The following is a 19,845-nucleotide window of genomic DNA, read 5'->3' as shown; positions in this document are numbered from 1 at the left end:
CGCGCCCTACCAACCGTTCGGATGCGGGAGATGCATCATTTGTCGTCGTCACCCACCGTCACCAGCGCGACGCGGTTGAGCCCGGCCCGGTTAAGTTCGCCCATCACGCGCATCACCCGGCCATAATCGAGACTCCGGTCGGCCCGCAGGAAGATCTGTGGCGGTTGCCCGCCGTCGCCCGTCGTGGCGAGCTTCTGCAAAACCTCGGGCAGGGCTTCCCGCGTCACTTCGGCCTGGTCGACATGGATCTTGCCATCGACCTCGAGCGAGATCTGGACCGGCTTCTGATCCTGGTCGAGCGGCTTGGCACGGCTGTCCGGCAGGTTCACCGGCACGCCCGCCGTCAGCAGCGGCGCCGTGACCATGAAGATGATCAGCAGCACCAGCATCACGTCGACGAGCGGCGTGACGTTGATCTCGGCCATCGGCGCGCGCCGACCGCGGCTGCGCTGCGAGGGAAGCTGCATGCTCATCGTCCGCAGACCTCCGCCCAGGGAGCCGTCATTGCCCGCTGTCCGTCTCGAGCTGGCGGCTCAGCGTCGCGTGGAAGCCATCGGCGAAACGGTTGAGCCGCGCCTCGATGCGGTTAACGCCGTGGCTGAGGCGGTTATACGCGATCACCGCCGGAATCGCCGCGAACAGGCCGATCGCGGTGGCGAACAGCGCCTCGGCGATGCCGGGCGCGACCACGGCGAGCGACGTGTTCTGCGCCGAGGCGATGCCGGTGAAGCTGCGCATGATTCCCCAGACCGTGCCGAACAGCCCGACGAACGGCGCGACCGCGCCGACCGTCGCCAGCACGTTCAGGCGATCCGAAAGCTTGTCGATCTCACCCGCGACCATCGATCCCATTGCGGTCGCCAGTCGTTCGCGCGTGCCCTCACGGTCGATCGCGCCGGTCGCAGTCGAGCGGCGCCATTCCTTGACGCCGGCGGAAAAGACGCGGGCGATCGACAGATCATTCTCGCTTTCGATCCGGTAAAAGGCGTCGATGTCCTCGGCCTTCCAGAAATCGCGCTCGAACTTGTCGATCTTGCGCCGCGTCGTGCCAAGACGACGCCAGAAAGTCAGGATGATCGCCCAGGTCCAGATGCTGGCGAACAATAATCCCGCCATCACGATCTTCACCACCAGATCCGCCTGCAGGAACAGGGCGACCGGCGACATCGTCGCGGCATCGGTATTGACGAACAAATCGGTCACGCTTCTTGATCCCCTTGGCCGATGAGGCGCTGAAATGCCTCGATCCATTCCCGTGGCTGCCGTTTGGGCTTTCCCGATACCCCGACCAGCGCCGCAGTCACTTCCGCCTCGGTGAGCATTTCAGCACCGAGCATGACTCTCTGATGAATATCGACTGACGCGGCGCGAACTTGAATCAATCGCGTCACCACGATCAGCGCATCGTCGAGCCGGGCCGGCCGGCGATAACGGATCGCAAGGCTGCTGACGGCATAGGCGCCCTCGCCCGCTTCCTGCACCGCGCGCTGATCGATCCCGGCGAGGCGGAGCATGTCCGAACGGGCCCGTTCCATGTAGCGCAGATAATTGGCGTGATAGACCACGCCCGACAGATCGGTGTCCTCGAAATAGACGCGGACCGGGAAGCGATGTTCGATCCCGTCGAAGCGGCCTTCGACCGGCTGATCCTGTTGTGGCTGCACCATCCCGCCGTGCCTACCGGACAGGCTGGCGCGAAGGAACCCCGTTTGCCGCGCCTGCGGCCCGCCTCGTCCCCGGCGAAATCGTCCGTGGCACGTGGCCGGCGCATCCTATCGCTGGACGGCGGCCGGCCAGCGCTTAAGGTCGGCACATGACCGAACCCGCCCTTCGCATCCGCGGCCTTGCCAAGAGTTTCGACAAGCCGGTGATCGCCGGGCTCGATCTGGAGATCGCCGCCGGCCAGCTCTACGCGCTGCTCGGCCCGAACGGCGCGGGCAAGACGACGACGCTGCGCATGGTGACCGGCCTCACCCGGCCCGATGCCGGTACCATCCACATCTTCGGCATCAGCGCCCGGCAGCACCCGCTCGAGGCGCGGGCGATCACTGCCTGGCTGCCCGACGAGCCGATGCTCTACGACAAGCTGACGCCGAGCGAATATCTCGCCTTCGTCGCCGGGCTGTGGCGGATGGACCCGGCGGTCGCGGCGGCTGAAGCCGAACGGCTGCTGCACTGGCTCGGCCTGTGGGACGAGCGCGATACCCGGTGCGAGGGCTTTTCGCGCGGCATGAAGCAGAAGGTCGCGCTGGCCGGGGCGCTGATCCACGATCCGCAACTGCTGGTGCTGGACGAACCGCTGACCGGGCTCGACGCGGCCATGGCGCGCTCGGTCAAGGACGCGCTGCGCGCGCAGGTCGATGCCGGCAAGACGGTGATCGTGACCACGCACATCCTGGAAGTAGCCGAGCGCATGGCGGATCGGATCGGCATCATCGCCGGCGGCAAGCTGCTTGCCGAAGGCACGCTGGAGGAACTCAGGACCCGCGCCGGCACTGAAGGCATGACGCTGGAGGACATTTTCATCCGCCTGACCAGCGGGGCTTCCGCATGAGCCTGGGGCCGGCGCCGGGCGGCTTCGCCTGGCTGGCCCTGCACGAGCTCAGGCTCGCCTGGCGCACCCGGCCGCAAAAGGGCGCGGTACGCTGGATCGGCTATGCCCTGATGCTGGCCTGGCTGGCGCTTGGCTGTTTCCTCGGCTGGGTGCTGCGCGACGTGCCGATTCCGGTCCTGCCCGGCATCATGACCGGGATTCTCGCCGGCAGCATCGTCATATTCAGCTTCATGACCACTCAGGCGATGCTCGGTAGCCAGCGCACTTTGTATGAGCATGGCGATCTCGACCTGCTGTTCTCGGCGCCGATCGACGGCCGGACGGTGCTGCTCGCCAAGCTGCTCGGCATCGCCGGCACGATCGTGCTGACCTATGCGGTCTTCCTGCTGACGCTGACCGTACCAATCGCCCTGCTCGGCCATCCCCGGCTGTTCGGGCTCGTCGCGTTGCTGGCGGCGCTGGCGCTCGCCGCCGCGGCGACCGGGCTGGCGATCACCCTTGCGCTGGCGACGCTGGCGGGGCCGCGCGCCGCGCGCACCGTCGGCCAGATCGCGGCGGCCTTGCTGGGCGGCGCGATCTTCATCGTCTCGCAGCTCGCCGGGCGCGACGGCCACCGCGAATCGAGCGTGATGATCCTGTTCAACCGCTTCACAGAGCAGGGCGTGGGCAGCACCGGCCTGAGCGCCCTGCCGGGGCGGGCGGCGTTCGGCGATCCGGTGGCGGTCGTCCTGCTGCTCGGTGCCGGCGCGCTGCTGTTCGCGCTGGCGGGTGCAACGCTGCAGCGGATGTTCCTGTCCGGCTATCAGGAAGGCGGCACCCGCCTGTCGCGCGCCCGGCCGACCGGACGCGCCACCGGGAGGCTGTTCCATGCCGGGCTGTTCCGATCGGTCTTCGCCAAGGAATGGCGGCTGCTCGCGCGCGATCCGGCGCTCGCTTTCCAGATCCTGCTGCGGCTGATCTACCTGGCGCCGATCGTGTTCATCGCCTTTGGCCGCCGCGACGGCATGCCGATCGCACCCGGCCTGGCCTTTGCCAGCGTGCTGCTCGCCGGGCAGCTGGTCGGCAGCTTCGCCTGGCTGACCGTCTCGGCCGAGGACGCGCCCGATCTGCTCGCCGTCGCGCCGGTCGCCAAGAGCGCGATCGACCGGGTGAAGCTGTTCGCTGCCTTCGCGATGGCCGCGCCCTTCGCGCTGATCCTGCCGATCGCGATCGCGCTCCAGTCCCCGCTCGGGGCGCTGGTCACCGTGCTGTGCACCGCGATCGGCGGGGGCGTATCCGGCTATATCGAGCTGAAGCTGGGCAAGCCGGGGCAGCGCGGCGCCTTCGCCCGGCGGCGCTCCGGATCGATCGTGGCCGGTATCCTGTCGATCCTCGTTGCGATGATATTCGGCGGGATCGCGGGGATTTCGGTCTATTTTCTCGGCTGACGCGAAGCATCTCGAGCGACTGACGTGGTCCCGTTTTTTCTTCCCTGTTATGTTGGAATTTCAGGGAAAAATTCTGTACTTTGGTCAATGACTTGCGACGATTTACCGCTGTTATGCATAACAGCGGTAAATCGTCGCAGAATCAGCCGGAAAACGACCGTCGTTTCCGCTGCTGCGGCCGCAAGCGCGCCTTCAATTCGGTCCAACGATAAGAAAGAGCGGCGCGGCACAAACCTGTCGTGCCGGCCGCTCTACGGTGCCTCATGGCGCACCCGCCTTGAATCGATCCGGGGAATCGATGCGGGTGGTCCCGGGCAATCAGGCCGCGCGCTTCTCCAGCGCATGCGCTGCCTCGGCCATCAGCACCGCGATGATCTCGGCGACAGGCTCTTCCTTCGTCACCATGCCGACCGACTGCCCGGCCATCAGGCTGCCATGCTCGACATCGCCGTCGATCACCGCGCGGCGCAAGGCGCCAGCCCAATAATGCTCGATCTGGAGCTGCGCCTCGAGCATCTCGACCTTGCCTTCATCGAGCAGTTGCGCGACTTCGCGCTGCTTGGCGGTGAACAGCTCGCCGCCGGCATTTTTCAGCGCGCGGACCGGGATCACCGGGAGGCGCGGATCGATCTGCACGCTGGCGATCGCGTCACGGGCCGAGGCGCGCAGGAACGCCTTCTTGAAATTGGGGTGAGCGATCGATTCGGTCGCGCAGACGAAGCGTGTGCCGAGCTGGACCCCGGCCGCGCCCATATCGAGATAGGCGGCGATCGCTTCGCCGCGGCCGATGCCGCCGGCGACGAATACCGGGACCTTTTCGGAGACCTCGGGCAGGATTTCCTGGGCCAGCACGCTGGTCGAGACCGGGCCGATATGGCCACCGGCCTCCATGCCCTCGACGACGAGCGCATCGACCCCGGATCGGATCAGCTTCTTGGCGAGCGACAGCGCCGGCGCGAAGCAGATCAGCTTCGCGCCGTTCGCCTTGATCGCATCGATCGACCCCGTCGGCGGCAGGCCGCCCGCGAGCACGACATGGCTGACATTGTGCCTGTTGCAGACCTCGATCAGGTCGAACAGCATCGGGTGCATGGTGATCAGGTTCACGCCGAACGGCTTGTCGGTCAGCGCCCTGGTCCCGGCGATCTCGGCATCGAGCAGCTCGGGCGTCATCGCGCCGCACGCGATCAGGCCGAAGCCGCCGGCGTTCGAGATGGCGGAAACGAGGTGGCGTTCCGACACCCAGGACATGGCGCCGCACAGGATCGCGGTTTCGGAGCCCAGGAACGCGGCACCGCGCGCCATGCGGCGGGCGAGGCGCTCCTGTCCGACGGTGGGAGAGATGGTTTCAGTCATGTCGGGTTCCTTGCCCGTCCGGAGCGCGTTCCGCAATCGTGACAACCGACCGTGCAGTTCGGAGCGCCCTATTCCTTCTCCCCCTGTGGGAGAAGGAGGGAGGAGCGAAGCGACGGAAGGATGAGGGGAGTGAGGTTCGGAACACAAACCAGTGTCCCCCTCACCCTTCCCACTGCCTTCGGCAGCGGGCCCCTTCCCTCTCCCACAGGGGGAGAGGGAGATTAGGGGAGAAGATTTCTTACGCCGCGTCCTCCGCATCCAGCCCATAGGCCGTGTGCAGCACGCGGACCGCGAGTTCGGTATAATCCTCCTCGATCAGCACCGAGACCTTGATCTCGGACGTGGTGATCGCCTGGATGTTGATACCGCGCTCGCCCAGCGTCTTGAACATCGTCGCGGCGACGCCGGCATGGCTGCGCATGCCGACACCGACCACCGAGATCTTGGCGACACGGGTATCGTGGACCAGTTCGACATAGCCGATATCGGCCTGCGCATTGCCCAGCACTTCGAGGCTGCGCGCCAGATCGGCGCCCGGCACGGTGAAGGTCACGTCGGTCGATCCGGTCGAATGCGCGACGTTCTGCACGATCATGTCGACGTTGATGTTCGCATCGGCCAGCGGCACGAAGATCGAGGCGACCGAGCCGGGCCGGTCGGGCACGGAGGTGAGCGTGATCTTCGCTTCGTTCTTGTCGTGCGCGATGCCGGTGATGAGCTGGCGTTCCATGTCGTCGATCTCCTCTTCGCCCACGATCATCGTACCGGGCAATGTATCCGCCATCGGCGCGTCCTCGCCCGTGAAGGACGAGAGCACCTGGACGCGGACCTGTTCCTTCATCGCGAGCCCCACCGAACGCGTCTGGAGCACCTTGGCCCCGACGCTGGCGAGCTCGAGCATTTCTTCGTACGTCACCCGCTTCAGCTTGCGCGCGCGCGGCACGATGCGCGGGTCGGTCGTATAGACGCCGTCGACGTCGGTATAGATGTCGCAGCGATCGGCCTTCATCGCCGCCGCCATCGCCACCGCCGACGTATCCGATCCGCCACGACCGAGCGTGGTCACGCGCTCGCCCGCGGCGACGCCCTGGAAGCCCGGGATCACCGCGACCTCGCCCTTCGCCAGCGAAGCGTTGAGCGCCGTGGTGTCGATATCCGCGATGCGGGCCGAGCCATGGCCGTCCGAGGTGCGGATCGGCAGCTGCCAGCCGAGCCAGCTGCGCGCCGGCACGCCGATCGCCTGCAATGCCACCGCAAGCAGCCCGCTGGTGATCTGCTCGCCGGCCGAGACGACCACGTCATATTCGTGCGGGTCGTAGAGCGACGAGGCCTCGCGGCAGAAATTGACCAGCCGGTCGGTCTCGCCCGCCATCGCGGAGACGACCACGGCGACCTGGTTGCCGGCGTCCACCTCGCGTTTGACGCGCGCGGCGACGCTCCGGATCCGCTCGATCCCCGCCATCGAGGTGCCGCCGAACTTCATCACGATACGAGCCATGGAGGTGCAGAATTCCTTGGGGTGAGCGGGGCGCCCTGATAGGAAGCAGCCATGAGTATAGCAAGCACCGCGAACGCCCCCGTAACGACGATCGATCCGGCCGAGGCCGCCCATTTCGGTGCGATGGCGGCCGACTGGTGGGATCCCAGGGGTTCCTCGGCGATGCTGCACCGGCTGAACCCGGTGCGGCTGGGTTATCTGCGCGAGCGGATCGACGCGCATTGGGGGCTGGACGAGACGGGTTTCACCCCGCTGGCCGGCAAGTCCGCGCTCGATGTCGGGTGCGGCGCGGGGCTGCTGTGCGAGCCGCTGGCCCGGCTTGGCGCGGCGGTGACCGGGATCGACGCGGCGGCGGAGAATATCGCGGCGGCGCACGCCCATGCTCAGCTGTCTGGCCTGACGATCGATTATCGCACCGGGGGCATCGAGGGGCTGGGATCGCAGCGCTTCGACCTGGTGACGAGCATGGAAGTGATCGAGCACGTCACCGATCCGGGCGCGTTCATCGCCGGCCTGGCGGGCGCGCTGGCGGATGGCGGGCTGCTGGTGCTGTCCACCCCCAACCGCACGGCGCTGTCGCGGCTGGCGCTGATCACCATCGGCGAGGGCACCGGGCAGATCCCGAGGGGCACGCACGACTGGAACAAGTTCCTGACGCCCGACGAACTGACTGCACTGGTCGAAGCGGCGGGGCTGACGGTGGCGGATACCCGCGGCCTGAGCTTTTCGGTGGCGAAGGGCTTTGTCGTCTCGGACGACATGACACTGGACTATTTCGTTACGGCGGTGCGGGGCTGACGGGGCAGCGACGGGCCGCTTAGAGCGGGATGACTTTAGCTAGATCCGTTCGTTTCGAGCGAAGTCGAGAAACATTGGGGGAGGGCTGCTTGGCGGTTTCTCGACTTCGCTCGAAACGAACGGAGAGGGAGCCGATTCCACGCGACGTCATCTCGCTCTAGCGCCTCTTCTTCGCCTCGCTGACGAGCAGCTTGTCGATCCGTCGTCCGTCGAGATCGACCACTTCGAACTTCCAGCCCTGCTGGACGAAGCTCTCGCCCTCGCCGGGCAGATGGCGGAACACCGCCAGTGCAAGGCCGGCGACGGTCGCATAGTCGCGATCTTCCGGCAGATCGATGCCGAGCCGTTCGGCCAGCGCGTCGACCGCCATCTGGCCCGCGACGAGCAGTGATCCGTCCTCGCGCTCGACCACGGAGGGCGCATCGTCCGGATCGGTATCGGAGGCGAACTCGCCGGCGATCGCGGCAAGCAGGTCGGCCGGCGTCACGATGCCTTCGAAATGGCCATATTCGTCATGGATCAGCGCCATCGGCACCTCGGCCTGGCGCAGCGCATCGAGCGCGTCCATCGCGTCGATCTGGTCGAGCACCACCGGCGCCTGGCGCATCAGCACGCGCAGATCGAGCGGTTCGCCCTTGAACAGGGCGACCGCGATGTCGCGCGCCTGCACCACGCCGATCACCGCGTCGACCGATCCGTCGGTCACCGGCAGCCGGCTGTGCGACGATCCCATCAGCGCCGCGCGAATGCCAGCATCGTCGAGCGTTGCGTCGATCCATTCGACGTCGGTGCGCGGCGTCATCACTTCGCGCACCGGCCGGTCGGCGAGGCGCACGACACCCGAGATGATCGAACGCTCATGCTCCTCGATCACGCCGGATTTCGAAGCTTCGGCGACGATCAGGTGAAGTTCCTCCGCCGTCACATGATCCTCGGTCTCGCGCTGCAACCCCATGATGCGGAACAGCAGAGCGCTCGACGAATCGAGCAGCCAGACGACCGGCGCCGTGCCCCAGGCAAGCGCGCTCAACGGACCGGCCATGAGCGCCGCGATCGGCTCGGGCGCGCGCAGCGCAATCTGCTTGGGCACCAGCTCGCCGATCACCAGCGAGGCATAGGTCGTGATGGCGATGACGATGCCGAAACCGATCGTCTGGGTGGTCTCGGGCGAAAGGCCGATGAACATGAGCCGCGCCGCGACCGGGCCGCCCAGGCTCGCGCCCGAATAGGCACCGGCCAGGATGCCGATCAGGGTGATGCCGATCTGAGTGGTCGACAGGAACTTGCCGGGATCGGCCGCGAGCGCCAGCGCGGTGCGCGCGCCGGGCTTCTTCGCGCGCGCCATCGCCTCGAGCCGCGCCTTGCGCGACGAGACGATCGCCAGCTCCGACATCGCGAAGACGCCGTTCAGCATGATCAGCGCAAAGATGATCGCTACGTCGATCCAGGGGAAGGGGGGAAGCGGTGCCATGGCGCTTGGCAAGTCTTTGACCGGTTTCCGTCTCCCGCACAACCGCTTGTCGCTCCTAAGTTTGGACCGGCTACGGAACAAGCGACCCGGACAACGGGTTTGAGGGACCGATCAGCGGCGTTTTGCGCTGCAATCGAGGGACGGAATGGAGACGACACGTGAAAATTCATAACGGACTGCTCGCCAGCGCCGCGCTGGCCACCCTGATGGTAACGAGCGCCTGCACCACGGATCCCGAGACGGGCGAGCGCCGCATCTCTAAGGCAGCGATCGGCGGCATCGGCGGCGCGCTGGGCGGCTATCTGCTCGGCGACATCGTCGGCGGCCGCAACGACCGCACCGAAAAGATCATCGGCGCCGGGATCGGCGGCATCGCCGGGGCCGGCATCGGCGCCTATATGGACAAGCAGGAACGCGATCTGCGCGCCCGCACCGCCGGCACCGACGTGCAGGTGGTCCGCCAGGGCGACGATCTGATCCTCAACATCCCGTCGGGCATCAACTTCGCCTATAACAGCGCGACGGTGGAGCCGCAGTTCCAGCGCACGCTCGATCAGGTGAGCCAGGTGCTCGGCCAATATGACCGCACCTATATCGATATCTACGGCCATACCGATTCGACCGGGTCCGACGACTATAATCAGGGCCTGTCCGAGCGGCGCGCCGATTCGGTCGCCGCCTATCTCGAGTCCCGCGGCGTGCGCGGCGCGCGCATCGGCACGCGCGGCTTCGGCGAGACTCAGCCGATCGCGTCGAACGATACCGAGCAGGGCCGCGCGGCGAATCGCCGGGTCGAGATCAAGATCGTGCCGATCCCCGAAAGCGACGTACGGTAACTTTACGCCTCTCCCGCCGGGGAGAGGCCGAGAACCGTCAGGTTCGAGAAGATGAGGGCTTGGTCGGAACGGGTCGTGCGGTTCGCAGCGGCTGTTCCGGGCGAGCCCTTGTTTCGTGCAGCCTCACCGCCGCGCTGCGAAAAAGTCCCTGAGCAGCGCGCCCGCCTCGCCCTCGCCGATGCCGGGATAGACTTCCGGCCGATGATGCAGCGTGGGCTGGGCGAACAACCGCGGGCCATGCTCGACCGCCCCGCCCTTGGGATCGCTCGCACCATAATAGAGCCGGGCGATTCGGGCGTGCGCGATCGCCCCGGCGCACATCGCACAGGGCTCCAGCGTCACCCACAGATCGCAATCGGACAGGCGGTCGCTGCCGATCGCCTCGGCCGCGGCGCGAATCGCCAGCATCTCGGCATGAGCGGTGGGATCGTGGAGCGTGCGCGGTGCATTGGCCGCCACCGCGAGGATCTTGCCGTCAAGGACGATGACGGCGCCCACCGGCACTTCGCCGGCCGCCGCGGCCTGGGCCGCGGCATCAAGCGCCGCGCGCATCGGGGCAGGGATAGGGAACATCGGTTCCTACTGCCCGACCTGCGCCGCCCGGGCCAGCCCGGGCGGTTACAGGCTTATTGTGCGTTGGCCGGCTCGCTGGGTTTGGACACCGTAAGCGTCGGCACGGAAATCGTCTTCTCCGTGGTGGTGACGGTGGGCACGTCGACAATCTTGTTCTCGGTGCCGAGCGAAACGGTGGCGAGATTGGCGTCGACCGTCGGGGCCGAGCCGCCATTGACGCTAACGCTCGGCAGCGAGCCAGGCTTGGTCTGGAGCGTCAACAGCCCGAGCGAGAGGAGGATGGCGACGACGACGGCCGCCAATCCGACCAGGGCTAGCAGTGCGCGCATAAGCATTCTCCAATCGAGGCATTCGAATCGTTAGCGTAATAACGCCGCTTCACCGTAGTAGTTGCACGGCATATAGGCTGAATCGGTTGACGCATTGTTCCGTTGCGGCTATCCGCGCCGCCTTTACGGGACAGCCAGTACGGTCTGGCCGAAACTCAGGATACGACCACATGTCGCGCATTTGCGAGCTGACCGGCAAGGGCCGGATGGTGGGAAACAATGTTTCCCACGCCAACAACAAGACCAAGCGGACCTTTCTGCCGAACCTGCAGAATGTGACGCTGATGTCCGAAGCCATGGGCACCAGCGTGAAGCTGCGCGTCTCGACGCACGGCCTGCGCTCGGTTGAGCATGTCGGCGGTCTCGACAACTGGCTCGTGAAGACGTCGGACGACAAGCTGTCGCTGCGCGCACGCCGCCTGAAGCGCGACGTCCGCAAGAAGCTCGGCGCCGCCGCGGTCGCCGCCTAAGCTTTTCTTTTTAAGAGAATGATGCCGGCCTGCTTCCCCCATGGGGAAGCGGGCCGTAGTCGTTTCAGCGCCGCGCAGGCATCGGATCGGGATCGAGCCTGAACTTCAGCAACAGGCTGCGTTGCAGGAACAGCTGATTGTCGTCGGATGCGATCCAGACGATCGTCGCACCGCCTTCGCGGGTGATCGCCAGCCCTTCGAAATTGTCGTGGACCAGCGGGCTCGCCAGAGTCGCGATGTCGCGCCCGCGCACCAGCGCGCCCGGACGAATCGCCGCCGGATCGATCACGCTCAATGTTGCCGAGAACGCGAACGGCAGCACGAATCGGCGGTTGAGCACCAGCAGCCGGCCGTCGGGCAGCACGGCCAGATCGCTCGGATCGTGCCCGGCGGGCGGCAGATAGCTGAACCTTATGCCCGAATCGGGATGCTCGGTCGGATCGCCCGGAAAGAACAAGGCCGCCCTGCCCTTGCCGTGCGGCCAGGATTCGCGCTCGCCCATTATAACGAAGCCGCCGCCGGGCAGGCGCACCATCGCCTCGGCACCCTGGTTGACGGGCCAGCCTGCCATCGCCGGTGGAGCGGCATGCGCTTCGGCGTGCGCGAGCCCGGGCGCGTAACGCCAGATCGCATTGGCGCGCTCGAACCCCACCCAGATTTGCCCGGTCGCGGGATCGCTCGTTAGCGATTCGCTGTCGCGATCCTGCTTCAGCCAGCCCGTGCCGGGCCCGGCCGGCAGCTCGGCAAAGGCCCGCTCGCTGATTCGCCACTGCGCATCCATCCGGAAGCGCACGATATTGCCGCCATCGCTCAGCAAGGTGAACTGGTCCCCGGTCACCTGCATCGCGGAGAATCCGCCAAAGGCCGGATCGCGGCTCTTCAGCTGCACCCCGCCGAGCCAGGTCAGTTGCCCGACCTTGCGCAGCGCCGGATTCGCTTCGTCGAGCATCACCGGACTCGCGTCGAACACGGGCTCGGGCCCGAGCAGCGGCAGCCGCTTCTCGCCCATCCAGGCCGGCGTCAGGAACAGCAGGAGCAGGACGGCGCAGAGGATTCGCATTGCCACCGCCCTGAGCGACGCGGCGCGGCGGCGCAACCGCCATCGCACCTGAACCTCGGCTAACGGCTCCATTCAGGACGGGCTCAAGCGGCGGGCGCCATAACCGGTCCAACGACACGGAATTCAAGGAAGGAGAATCGCCATGTTCAGGAAGCTCTCTCTCGCCGGTGCGGCACTCGCCATGAGCGCCACCGCGCTGATCCCCGTCACGCCCGCCTCGGCCCAGCGCTACGAGCGCGAATATCGCGGCGATCGCGGTGGCTATCGCGATTATGACCGCGGCTACCGCGACGATCGTGGCTATAATGACCGCGGTTACAATGATCGCCGCGCCTATCGCGGCTATGATCGCCGTCACCGCGCCAGCTGCAACAATGACGGCGGCACGGTAATCGGTGCGATTGCCGGCGGTCTGCTCGGCAACACGGTGGCCGGCCGCGGCGACCGCCTGCTGGGTACGGTGCTCGGCGCTGGCGCCGGCGCTCTCGCCGGCCGCGCGATCGATCGCTCGGACGATCCGCGCCGCTGCCGCCGCTAACGGAATCCCTCGCGTGGTGTAACGAGGGCGAGGGCCGGTGCCGCAAGGCGCCGGCCCTCAACTTTTTGAGTGTGGTGACCGCGCCAGCGGCAAAACCGCCGTCGGACGGGTTGGGCGTTGCCCACCCGCCGGCCGTGCCGGTTGCTGCGCTTCGCGCTCCGGCGACACGCAGTGCCGCCTGCAACCGTCAGTACATATGCTGCCCGCCGTTGATCGACAGCGTCGAACCCGTCACGAACCCGCCCTCTTCCGAGCACAGGAAGGCGACGCCGCGCGCGATCTCGTGCGCCTGGCCGAGCCGGCCGACCGGGATCTTCGCCACGATCTTCTCCAGCACGTCGGCCGGCACCGCCGCGACCATGTCGGTGTCGATATAGCCCGGCGCGATCGCGTTGACCGTCACCCCGGCGCGCGCGCCTTCCTGCGCCAGCGCCTTGGTGAAGCCGTGGATGCCCGATTTGGCGGCGGCGTAATTGACCTGGCCGTACTGGCCCGCCTGGCCGTTGATCGATCCGATATTCACGATCCGCCCCCATTTGCGGTCACGCATGCCGGGGAACACCGCCTTGGCCATGTTGAAGCAGCCACCGAGATTGGTATCCATGACCTCCTTCCACATCTGGTAGGTCATCTTCAGGATCGTGCCGTCGCGGGTGATGCCGGCATTGTTGACGACGACATCGACCGGACCGAGTTCCTCGGCCACCCGGGCGCAGCCTTCCTGGCATGCGTCATAATCGCTCACGTCCCATTTATAGGCCGCAATACCGGTGCGCTCGGTGAATTCGCGCGCGCGTTCGTCGTTGCCGGCATAATTGGCGGCAACGGTCATCCCAATATCCCTCAGCGCCAGGCTGATCGCCTCGCCAATCCCGCGCGTGCCTCCGGTGACGATCGCGACGCGTGCCATAAGTCTCTCCTGCAAGTCGTTGAAGGTCAGGCTAGGCGGGGAGGTGCCAGCCTTCAAGCTCCCGTTGGAGCAATATCCGGAGCATTTCGACACCGCCCGGGCTGTCGTTGAGGCAGGGGAGATAGGCGAAGTCCGTCCCGCCGGCCGCCAGGAAGCTCTCCCGCCCGCGGATGTTCAGCTCCTCCAGCGTCTCCAGGCAATCCGCCGAGAAGCCCGGCGAGACGATCGCGACCTTCGTCACGCCCTTGCCCGGCAGCGCTTCGAGCGTCCTGTCGGTCGCCGGCTCGAGCCATTTGGCGCGGCCGAAGCGCGACTGGAACGCCACGATCAGCTCCCGCCTCAATGCTTCGCCGAGCAGCCGCGCGGTCTTCTGGCAATGGCAATGATAGGGATCGCCCAGCTCCAGCGTGCGCTGCGGCATGCCGTGGAAGCTGGCGACGATCGCCTGCGGCTCGAAATCGAGCGCCGCGAGCGACGCCTCGACGGACTGTTTCAGCGCCGCGATATAGGCGGGATCGTCATGATAGGGCGGCAAGGTGCGGATCGCCGGCTGCCAGCGCATGTCGGCCAGCACGGCGAAGGCCTTGTCGTTGGCGGTCGCGGTCGTCGCGCCGCAATATTGCGGATAGAGCGGCGCGAGCAGGATGCGGTCGCAACCCGCCGCTTTCAGCGCCGCGAGCCGGTCGGCGATCGCCGGATTGCCATAACGCATCGCCCAGTCAACCATCACGCCCGGCCCGAACGCGTCCTTCAGCGCCGCCGCCTGCAGCCGCGTGATCGCGGCGAGCGGCGATCCGTCGGCGCGCCACACCTGGGCATAGGCATGCGCCGATTTCTTCGGCCGGGTATTGAGGATGATGCCGCGCAGGATCGGCTGCCACAGCAAGGGCGGGATTTCGACGACACGACGATCGGACAGGAATTCCGCCAGATAGCGCTTCACCGCGACGGCATCCGCTGCGTCGGGCGTGCCCAGGTTGATCAGCAGCACGCCCAGCCGGCGCGCCGGGATGGCGGGGTGCCCCGCTGGCATGGTCATGCCGCGCCGGGGATCAGCGGAAGAGTGCGCATGCGATATCCCGTAGCGGCCTGAAGCGCATTCGCAATGGCGGGCGCGATCGCCGGCACGCCAAGCTCACCCACCCCGCCCGGATCGGCCTCGCTGCGGATCATCTCGACGGTGATGTCGGGCGTGTCGGCCAGGCGCGGCAGGCCGATATCGCCGAAGGTCCGCGCATCGGCGACATTCTCGGTGAAGATCGTGCTGCCGCCCAGCGCCGCCGCCATGCCGAAGATCAGCCCACCCTCGATCTGCTGGCGGACCACGTCGGGATTGATCTGGCGCCCGCAATCGACCGCCGCGACGATCCGGTCGACCACTGGCCGCTGCTGATCGTCGATATGCGCCTCCGCCAGCACCGCGATGTGGCTGCCGCGAAAGCTGTGGCAGGCAATGCCCTGGCCGCTGTCCTGGATGCCGCCTTCCCAGCCGCCGAGCGCCGCCGCCGTCGACAGGCACCGCGCCAGCCGGGCGTCCCCGCCGAGCATGCCGATGCGGAACGACAGCGGCTCGATGCCCGCGACATGCGCGAGTTCGTCCAGAAAACACTCGTTGAAGAAGGCGGTGTAGCTGTGTGCGCCCGATCGCCAGTGCCCCGTCGGCACCCCGATCTCTGCCGGATGGTGATCGATCGCATGGGCCGCGATACGGTAGATCGGCCTGGCGCCGGCGACCGCATAGGCATCGCCGATCCGCGGCAGGCTCAGCGCGGCGCGGGCGGCCTTGTCGCCGCCCATCAGCCGCCCGGCCAGTTCGCGGCCGGTGGCCGGCGCGGCGATCTTGGCGAGCCAGCCGAGGATCTGCCCATTCGGCCCAAGCCTTGCCGCCATCCGCGCAGCGGCCGGCGGGCGGTAGCGATCGTGCATCATGTCCTCGCTGCGCGACCAGACGAGCTGGACCGGTCGCCCGATCTTGCGGGCGAGGATCGCTGCCTGTTCGGCGGCGAGATGCTCGAGATTGGCGCCGAACGAACCGCCGATCAGCATCGGATGGACGATCACGCTGTTTTCCGAAATGCCCAGCACCGCCGCCGCGGCCGCGCGGGCAAGGCCCGGCGCCTGGGTCGGCAGCCATAGTTGCAGGCGTCCGCCGGTGAAATGCGCGGTCGCGGTCATCGTCTCGATCGCCGCATGGACGGCAAGGCCTGCGCGATATTCGGCGGTGACGAGCCGCGCCCCCTTGAACACCGCCGACAGATCGCCCTGCGCCACCATGCGCTCGCCTGGCCCGTCGAGCGCCGCGGTCAGCGCCGCGTCGATGCTGGTATCGCTGACGATCGCGCCCTTCGTCTCGAAGCGCGGCCGCAGCGCCGCCAGCGCCTGGTTCGCCGCCCACCAGTTGTTGCCGATCGCGGCGACCCAGTCGTCAGTGGTCGCGATCGAGAGCACGCCGCGGATTCGATCGGCGGCGGCGCGGTCGACGGCGATCAGCCTGGAATTGCCGACCGGCCCCTGGCGGATCGCCGCGAACACCATGTCGGGCAGGCGTACGTCGCCGGCGAAATTGGCGGATCCGTCGACCTTGGAGGGCACGTCGAGCCGCGGCAGCGACTGGCCGAGCAGGCGGTTGGCTTCGCCGCTGCGCAGCGGCAATGGATTGGGCAGCGAACCGCCGACCGCCTCCGCCGCCAGCTCGCCGAAACGCAGCCGGTCGCCGCCATGAATGACGAAGCCGCCGGCCGTGGCGCAGGCCTGCCAGTCGACCTTCCAGCGTTTCGCCGCCGCCTTGCACAGCAGCACGCGCGCGGCGGCCCCCGCCTGGCGCAGGTCATCCTCGAACGCGCGGACCGAGGTCGATCCGCCGGTCAGCATCAGCGCGGTGCGGGTTGCATGGCTGGCGCGCAGCGGCGCCGGCAGCGCGTCGAACGCGCCCTCGAACAGCACGTCCGCCGCCATCGGATTGGCATAGAGCGGGTTGAGCGGCGCCGGCTCCACCGCCACGGTCCGCCAGTCCGCGCCGAGCTCGTCGGCCGCGATCTGCGGCAGGGTCGTGTAGACGCCCTGACCATGTTCGGCCTGCGGCACCGCCACGGTTACATGCCCGTCCATGCCGATCTTGAGCCAGGCGCCGAAGATCGTCTCGCCCTTGGTCGCGGTCAGGTTCGGCGCATAATCGCGCGGCCACACGCTCCACGCGACGAGCAGGCCGACCCCGACGCCGCCGCCGATCAGCAGCCGCCGCCGGTCGATATTCGGGAGTACGTCGCGAACCGCCATCATGATGCTCTATCGTGCGGTCCCTATCGGGGAAAGGGCCCCGCTTCCGGTTCGTTCGGGCACGAACGGCAGATCAGCCGGCCCTGGCCTCCGCCGCCGCGATCGCCTGATAGGTCGCTCGGAGCCCGACCTTGTCGATCTTCTCCGTGCCCAGCCGGGGCAGCGGCGCCTCGGCCGTCCAGATCCGCGCCGGCACCTTGAACGCAGCGATATGCGCATAGAGATAGGCGCAGAGCTGGTCGGGCGTCAGTTCCTCGCCGGGGCGGTATTTCACCACCGCACCCGGTACTTCGCCGAACCGTTCGTCGGGCAGGCCGAACACCGCTGCCTCGGCCACGGCGGGATGTTCGTAGATCGCGGCCTCGACTTCCTGGCAGGAGATGTTCTCGCCGCCGCGGATGATGATGTCCTTCTTGCGGTCGACGATGAACAGATAGCCGTCCTCGTCGAGATAACCGATGTCCCCGGTCAGGAAATAGCGGTCGGCGGTGAAGGCCGCCGCGGTGGCTGCGGGCTGGTTCCAATATTCCTTGAAATTGGCGACCGAGCGGATGCCGACTTCGCCCCGCTCGCCCGCGGCGACCGGCCGGCCGGCCGGATCGAGGATGGCGAGATCGACCAGTGGCGCCGAAGCGCGCCCGGTCGAATTGGGCTTGGCGAGATAATTATCGCGCCAGTTGCCGCAGCCGATGCCGTTGGTCTCGGTCAGGCCGTAGCCGAGCAGCGGCGCGCCCCCGCCCATCTCCTCCTTGATCCGCCGGACATGCTCGACCGGGCGCGGCGCCCCGCCGGCGGCGAAGTCGGTAACGGTCGAGAGATCATAGTTCGGTCGGTTGGGATGAGTCAGGATCTCGAAACTCATCAGCGGCACGCCGACGAAATAGCTGATCGCCTCCGCCTGGATCAGCCGCATCGCCTCCTCCGCATCCCATTTCGGCATCAGCACCAGCTTGCGGCCCATGGCGAAGCTCTGGAGGAACACCGGCACTTCGGCGGTGACATGGAACAGCGGCACGTTGAGCAGGGTCGCCGGCTGGCCCTGGGGCGGATTGCCGTCCTTCGTGGCGATGCCGAGCATGACCAGCGCCTGGGCGAGATAGTTGAACACGCCCTGCAGCACCGCGCGGTGATCGCTCAGCGCGCCTTTCGACTGGCCGGTCGATCCCGAGGTGAACAGGATCGTCGCGTGATCGTCCCCGCTCAGGCCCGGCAGCGCTGTCTTTGGCCAGTCCCGGGTCAGCGGCGCCAGCGCCTCGGCCAGCGGCTGCAGATCGTCGATCGCGACCACCGGCACCGCCAGGTCGTCGATAACGCCGAGCCGCACGGCGCGGGGCGGATCGGCGACCACCAGGGAGCAGCCCACATCGGCGATCGCCTCGGCCAGTTCCTCCGATTGCCACCAGCCATTGAGCAGGCAGGCGACCCCGCCGGCCATGGTGATGCCCATATAGAGCGCGATCCACGACGGGGAGTTGCGCATCGCGATCCCCACCCGCTCGCCGCGCCCCAGCCCCTTGCCGATCAGCGCGCTCGCGACCTTCTCGGCCTCGGCATATACTTCGGCGAAGGTCAGCCGCTCGGCACCCGCGACGAGGAATATCTTGTCGGCATGCTCGGCGCTGTAATGCGCGAAATAATAAGGGAGCGCCGGGGGTGCGGTCGCGATCAGCGGCAGATCGACCCCGTTCAGCGCGATCGTGCCGAGCGCGAGCGGAGCGCCCGCACCGGTGAGCATGGCCAGCCCCTCGTCCATTCGCCGGTCAAGCTCGCTGCGCATCGCTCTCTCCACTTGGTCTTGTCGTTATGGGCCTTTATGGAGGCGCGAACCCTTGGGGAAAAGCCTTGATCCTTACTGCCCTCGCCGCTGCGCCGAACCATCTGCATTTCGACCAGCTCGGACTCAGCCCTGTGGCGCTGAAGCTCGGCTTCTTCGACATCAAATGGTATTCGCTCGCCTATATCTCGGGCATCCTGCTCGGCTGGTGGTATCTGCTGAAGCTGATCGCGCAGCCGGGCAGCCCGATGGCGCGGCGCCATGCCGACGATCTGGTGTTCTACGCCACGCTCGGCATCATCCTGGGCGGGCGGATCGGCTATGTGATCTTCTACGCGCCGGCGATGTTCCTCAATCCGGTCCAGATCCTGAAATTGTGGGACGGCGGCATGTCCTTCCATGGCGGGATGATCGGCACCTCGCTGGCGATCATCCTGTTCGCACGGCGCCATCAGCTGAACTGGCTGCGCATCCACGATTATCTCGCCTGCTGCGTACCCTTCGGCCTGTTCTTCGGCCGCCTCGCCAATTTCGTGAACGGCGAGCTCTGGGGCAAGCCGACCGACGTGGCCTGGGCGATCGTCTTCCCGCGCACCGTGCTCGGCGGCCTCGATCCGGCGCGCCATCCAAGCCAGCTCTACGAGGCCGGGCTTGAAGGAATCCTGTTGTTCGCGATCCTGTGGTTCGCCTTCTGGCGTACCAAGGCGCGCTACGATCCGGGCAAGCTCGTCGGCCTGTTCCTGCTGTTCTACGGCCTCGCGCGCTTTACCGTGGAGTTCTTCCGCGAGCCCGATTCGCAGTTCGCCGGCACTTTCTTCGCCACCACCATCCATATGGGCCAGATTCTGACCCTGCCGATGATCGTCGGCGGCATCTACCTGATCGCGACCTCGAAGACGCGCCGCCAGCGCATCGAGCCGATAGCCGGGAGCGAGAGCGTCGCGTGAACCGGAGCCGTTCCCCCGCGCAGGCGGG

Annotated in this window: 20 protein-coding genes; 7 read left to right on the top strand and 13 right to left on the bottom strand. The window is 67.2% G+C overall.

Going from position 1 to position 19,845, the window contains the following annotated elements:
• Positions 1 to 35: 35 nt before the first annotated feature.
• From tolR to ybgC, 3 genes are read right to left on the bottom strand one after another with little or no spacing between them, the layout of a single operon-like run.
• A complete protein-coding gene (gene tolR, locus U1769_RS22585) occupies positions 36 to 473 on the bottom strand; it encodes a protein TolR (protein WP_332720327.1) in 438 nt (145 codons plus the stop codon).
• A 28-nt stretch (positions 474 to 501) separates the two neighbouring features.
• On the bottom strand, positions 502 to 1,167 hold the full coding sequence (gene tolQ, locus U1769_RS22580) for a protein TolQ (protein WP_332720370.1): 666 nt from the start codon (positions 1,165 to 1,167) through the stop codon (positions 502 to 504).
• Positions 1,168 to 1,199: 32 nt separating this feature from the next.
• The gene (gene ybgC / locus U1769_RS22575) at positions 1,200 to 1,667 is read right to left on the bottom strand and encodes a tol-pal system-associated acyl-CoA thioesterase (protein ID WP_332720326.1); all 468 of its coding nucleotides are present in this window, start codon (positions 1,665 to 1,667) and stop codon (positions 1,200 to 1,202) included.
• A gap of 146 nt (positions 1,668 to 1,813) precedes the next feature.
• On the opposite strand from ybgC, the gene U1769_RS22570 reads away from it, so the two are divergent.
• On the top strand, positions 1,814 to 2,554 hold the full coding sequence (locus tag U1769_RS22570) for an ABC transporter ATP-binding protein (RefSeq protein WP_332720324.1): 741 nt from the start codon (positions 1,814 to 1,816) through the stop codon (positions 2,552 to 2,554).
• The gene (locus U1769_RS22565; protein ID WP_332720323.1) at positions 2,551 to 3,981 is read left to right on the top strand and encodes a hypothetical protein; all 1,431 of its coding nucleotides are present in this window, start codon (positions 2,551 to 2,553) and stop codon (positions 3,979 to 3,981) included. The genes U1769_RS22570 and U1769_RS22565 overlap by 4 nt, the downstream gene beginning before the upstream one ends.
• 318 nt (positions 3,982 to 4,299) lie before the next feature.
• Here U1769_RS22565 and U1769_RS22560 read toward each other — a convergent pair whose 3' ends face one another.
• Together U1769_RS22560 and U1769_RS22555 are read right to left on the bottom strand one after the other, a co-directional pair.
• Positions 4,300 to 5,286 (bottom strand): NAD(P)H-dependent flavin oxidoreductase, encoded by a 987-nt coding sequence (locus tag U1769_RS22560; RefSeq protein WP_443030446.1) that lies wholly within the window; start codon positions 5,284 to 5,286, stop codon positions 4,300 to 4,302.
• Between the two features lie 289 nt (positions 5,287 to 5,575).
• Positions 5,576 to 6,835 carry an aspartate kinase gene (locus U1769_RS22555; RefSeq protein WP_332720320.1) on the bottom strand — a complete coding sequence of 420 codons (1,260 nt, stop codon included), beginning with the start codon at positions 6,833 to 6,835 and terminating at the stop codon, positions 5,576 to 5,578.
• A gap of 51 nt (positions 6,836 to 6,886) precedes the next feature.
• Here U1769_RS22555 and ubiG point away from each other — a divergent pair, with 51 nt between their 5' ends.
• Entirely contained in the window at positions 6,887 to 7,633 is a 747-nt protein-coding gene (gene ubiG / locus U1769_RS22550) for a bifunctional 2-polyprenyl-6-hydroxyphenol methylase/3-demethylubiquinol 3-O-methyltransferase UbiG (RefSeq protein WP_332720319.1), read from the top strand.
• 157 nt (positions 7,634 to 7,790) lie between these two features.
• Here the strand turns inward: ubiG and U1769_RS22545 are convergent, their stop codons facing one another.
• Positions 7,791 to 9,104, bottom strand: a complete 1,314-nt coding sequence (locus U1769_RS22545) for a hemolysin family protein (protein WP_332720318.1) — start codon at positions 9,102 to 9,104, stop codon at positions 7,791 to 7,793.
• A gap of 158 nt (positions 9,105 to 9,262) precedes the next feature.
• On the opposite strand from U1769_RS22545, the gene U1769_RS22540 reads away from it, so the two are divergent.
• Positions 9,263 to 9,940, top strand: coding sequence for a YiaD family glycine zipper/OmpA-like lipoprotein (locus U1769_RS22540; RefSeq protein WP_332720317.1), 678 nt, complete (start codon positions 9,263 to 9,265; stop codon positions 9,938 to 9,940).
• A gap of 123 nt (positions 9,941 to 10,063) precedes the next feature.
• On the opposite strand, the gene U1769_RS22535 is transcribed toward U1769_RS22540, so the two are convergent.
• The gene (locus tag U1769_RS22535; protein ID WP_332720315.1) at positions 10,064 to 10,492 is read right to left on the bottom strand and encodes a nucleoside deaminase; all 429 of its coding nucleotides are present in this window, start codon (positions 10,490 to 10,492) and stop codon (positions 10,064 to 10,066) included.
• Between the two features lie 74 nt (positions 10,493 to 10,566).
• On the bottom strand, positions 10,567 to 10,842 hold the full coding sequence (locus U1769_RS22530; protein ID WP_332720314.1) for a hypothetical protein: 276 nt from the start codon (positions 10,840 to 10,842) through the stop codon (positions 10,567 to 10,569).
• A 170-nt stretch (positions 10,843 to 11,012) separates the two neighbouring features.
• On the opposite strand from U1769_RS22530, the gene rpmB reads away from it, so the two are divergent.
• Positions 11,013 to 11,312: a 50S ribosomal protein L28 gene (gene rpmB / locus U1769_RS22525; RefSeq protein WP_332720313.1), complete on the top strand. Its 300-nt coding sequence runs from the start codon at positions 11,013 to 11,015 to the stop codon at positions 11,310 to 11,312.
• 64 nt (positions 11,313 to 11,376) lie between these two features.
• On the opposite strand, the gene U1769_RS22520 is transcribed toward rpmB, so the two are convergent.
• A complete protein-coding gene (locus U1769_RS22520; RefSeq protein WP_332720312.1) occupies positions 11,377 to 12,372 on the bottom strand; it encodes an esterase-like activity of phytase family protein in 996 nt (331 codons plus the stop codon).
• Positions 12,373 to 12,514: 142 nt separating this feature from the next.
• Between U1769_RS22520 and U1769_RS22515 the strand changes: the two genes are divergently transcribed.
• A complete protein-coding gene (locus U1769_RS22515) occupies positions 12,515 to 12,910 on the top strand; it encodes a glycine zipper 2TM domain-containing protein (RefSeq protein ID WP_332720311.1) in 396 nt (131 codons plus the stop codon).
• A 187-nt stretch (positions 12,911 to 13,097) separates the two neighbouring features.
• Here U1769_RS22515 and phbB read toward each other — a convergent pair whose 3' ends face one another.
• From phbB to U1769_RS22495, 4 genes are all read right to left on the bottom strand, one after another.
• Positions 13,098 to 13,820, bottom strand: a complete 723-nt coding sequence (gene phbB / locus U1769_RS22510; protein ID WP_332720310.1) for an acetoacetyl-CoA reductase — start codon at positions 13,818 to 13,820, stop codon at positions 13,098 to 13,100.
• 31 nt (positions 13,821 to 13,851) lie between these two features.
• Positions 13,852 to 14,859 (bottom strand): ferrochelatase, encoded by a 1,008-nt coding sequence (hemH, locus tag U1769_RS22505; RefSeq protein ID WP_332720309.1) that lies wholly within the window; start codon positions 14,857 to 14,859, stop codon positions 13,852 to 13,854.
• Entirely contained in the window at positions 14,856 to 17,096 is a 2,241-nt protein-coding gene (locus tag U1769_RS22500; RefSeq protein WP_332720308.1) for a xanthine dehydrogenase family protein molybdopterin-binding subunit, read from the bottom strand. The genes hemH and U1769_RS22500 overlap by 4 nt, the downstream gene beginning before the upstream one ends.
• A 73-nt stretch (positions 17,097 to 17,169) precedes the next feature.
• The gene (locus U1769_RS22495; RefSeq protein WP_332720307.1) at positions 17,170 to 18,873 is read right to left on the bottom strand and encodes a class I adenylate-forming enzyme family protein; all 1,704 of its coding nucleotides are present in this window, start codon (positions 18,871 to 18,873) and stop codon (positions 17,170 to 17,172) included.
• Between the two features lie 65 nt (positions 18,874 to 18,938).
• Here U1769_RS22495 and lgt point away from each other — a divergent pair, with 65 nt between their 5' ends.
• On the top strand, positions 18,939 to 19,817 hold the full coding sequence (lgt, locus tag U1769_RS22490) for a prolipoprotein diacylglyceryl transferase (RefSeq protein WP_332720306.1): 879 nt from the start codon (positions 18,939 to 18,941) through the stop codon (positions 19,815 to 19,817).
• Positions 19,818 to 19,845: the final 28 nt, after the last annotated feature.

The sequence above is a fragment of the Parasphingomonas zepuensis genome (genome assembly GCF_036663735.1).
Taxonomy (GTDB): domain Bacteria; phylum Pseudomonadota; class Alphaproteobacteria; order Sphingomonadales; family Sphingomonadaceae; genus Sphingomonas.
The sequence above is the reverse complement of the archived record's forward strand: the minus strand, read 5'-3'. Positions and strand labels throughout refer to the sequence as shown.

What these genes read in the sequence shown, in the direction of transcription:
- ubiG (WP_332720319.1), top strand. Translation starts at nt 6,887, where the DNA reads ATGAGTATAGCAAGCACCGCGAACGCCCCCGTAACGACGATCGATCCG.
- U1769_RS22515 (WP_332720311.1), top strand. Translation starts at nt 12,515, where the DNA reads ATGTTCAGGAAGCTCTCTCTCGCCGGTGCGGCACTCGCCATGAGCGCC.
- hemH (WP_332720309.1), bottom strand. Translation starts at nt 14,859, where the DNA reads ATGACCATGCCAGCGGGGCACCCCGCCATCCCGGCGCGCCGGCTGGGC.
- U1769_RS22570 (WP_332720324.1), top strand. Translation starts at nt 1,814, where the DNA reads ATGACCGAACCCGCCCTTCGCATCCGCGGCCTTGCCAAGAGTTTCGAC.
- U1769_RS22500 (WP_332720308.1), bottom strand. Translation starts at nt 17,096, where the DNA reads ATGGCGGTTCGCGACGTACTCCCGAATATCGACCGGCGGCGGCTGCTG.
- tolQ (WP_332720370.1), bottom strand. Translation starts at nt 1,167, where the DNA reads ATGTCGCCGGTCGCCCTGTTCCTGCAGGCGGATCTGGTGGTGAAGATC.
- phbB (WP_332720310.1), bottom strand. Translation starts at nt 13,820, where the DNA reads ATGGCACGCGTCGCGATCGTCACCGGAGGCACGCGCGGGATTGGCGAG.
- U1769_RS22535 (WP_332720315.1), bottom strand. Translation starts at nt 10,492, where the DNA reads ATGCGCGCGGCGCTTGATGCCGCGGCCCAGGCCGCGGCGGCCGGCGAA.
- U1769_RS22560 (WP_443030446.1), bottom strand. Translation starts at nt 5,286, where the DNA reads ATGGCGCGCGGTGCCGCGTTCCTGGGCTCCGAAACCGCGATCCTGTGC.
- U1769_RS22520 (WP_332720312.1), bottom strand. Translation starts at nt 12,372, where the DNA reads ATGCGAATCCTCTGCGCCGTCCTGCTCCTGCTGTTCCTGACGCCGGCC.
- ybgC (WP_332720326.1), bottom strand. Translation starts at nt 1,667, where the DNA reads ATGGTGCAGCCACAACAGGATCAGCCGGTCGAAGGCCGCTTCGACGGG.
- tolR (WP_332720327.1), bottom strand. Translation starts at nt 473, where the DNA reads ATGAGCATGCAGCTTCCCTCGCAGCGCAGCCGCGGTCGGCGCGCGCCG.
- U1769_RS22545 (WP_332720318.1), bottom strand. Translation starts at nt 9,104, where the DNA reads ATGGCACCGCTTCCCCCCTTCCCCTGGATCGACGTAGCGATCATCTTT.
- U1769_RS22555 (WP_332720320.1), bottom strand. Translation starts at nt 6,835, where the DNA reads ATGGCTCGTATCGTGATGAAGTTCGGCGGCACCTCGATGGCGGGGATC.
- U1769_RS22495 (WP_332720307.1), bottom strand. Translation starts at nt 18,873, where the DNA reads ATGCGCAGCGAGCTTGACCGGCGAATGGACGAGGGGCTGGCCATGCTC.
- U1769_RS22565 (WP_332720323.1), top strand. Translation starts at nt 2,551, where the DNA reads ATGAGCCTGGGGCCGGCGCCGGGCGGCTTCGCCTGGCTGGCCCTGCAC.
- rpmB (WP_332720313.1), top strand. Translation starts at nt 11,013, where the DNA reads ATGTCGCGCATTTGCGAGCTGACCGGCAAGGGCCGGATGGTGGGAAAC.
- U1769_RS22530 (WP_332720314.1), bottom strand. Translation starts at nt 10,842, where the DNA reads ATGCGCGCACTGCTAGCCCTGGTCGGATTGGCGGCCGTCGTCGTCGCC.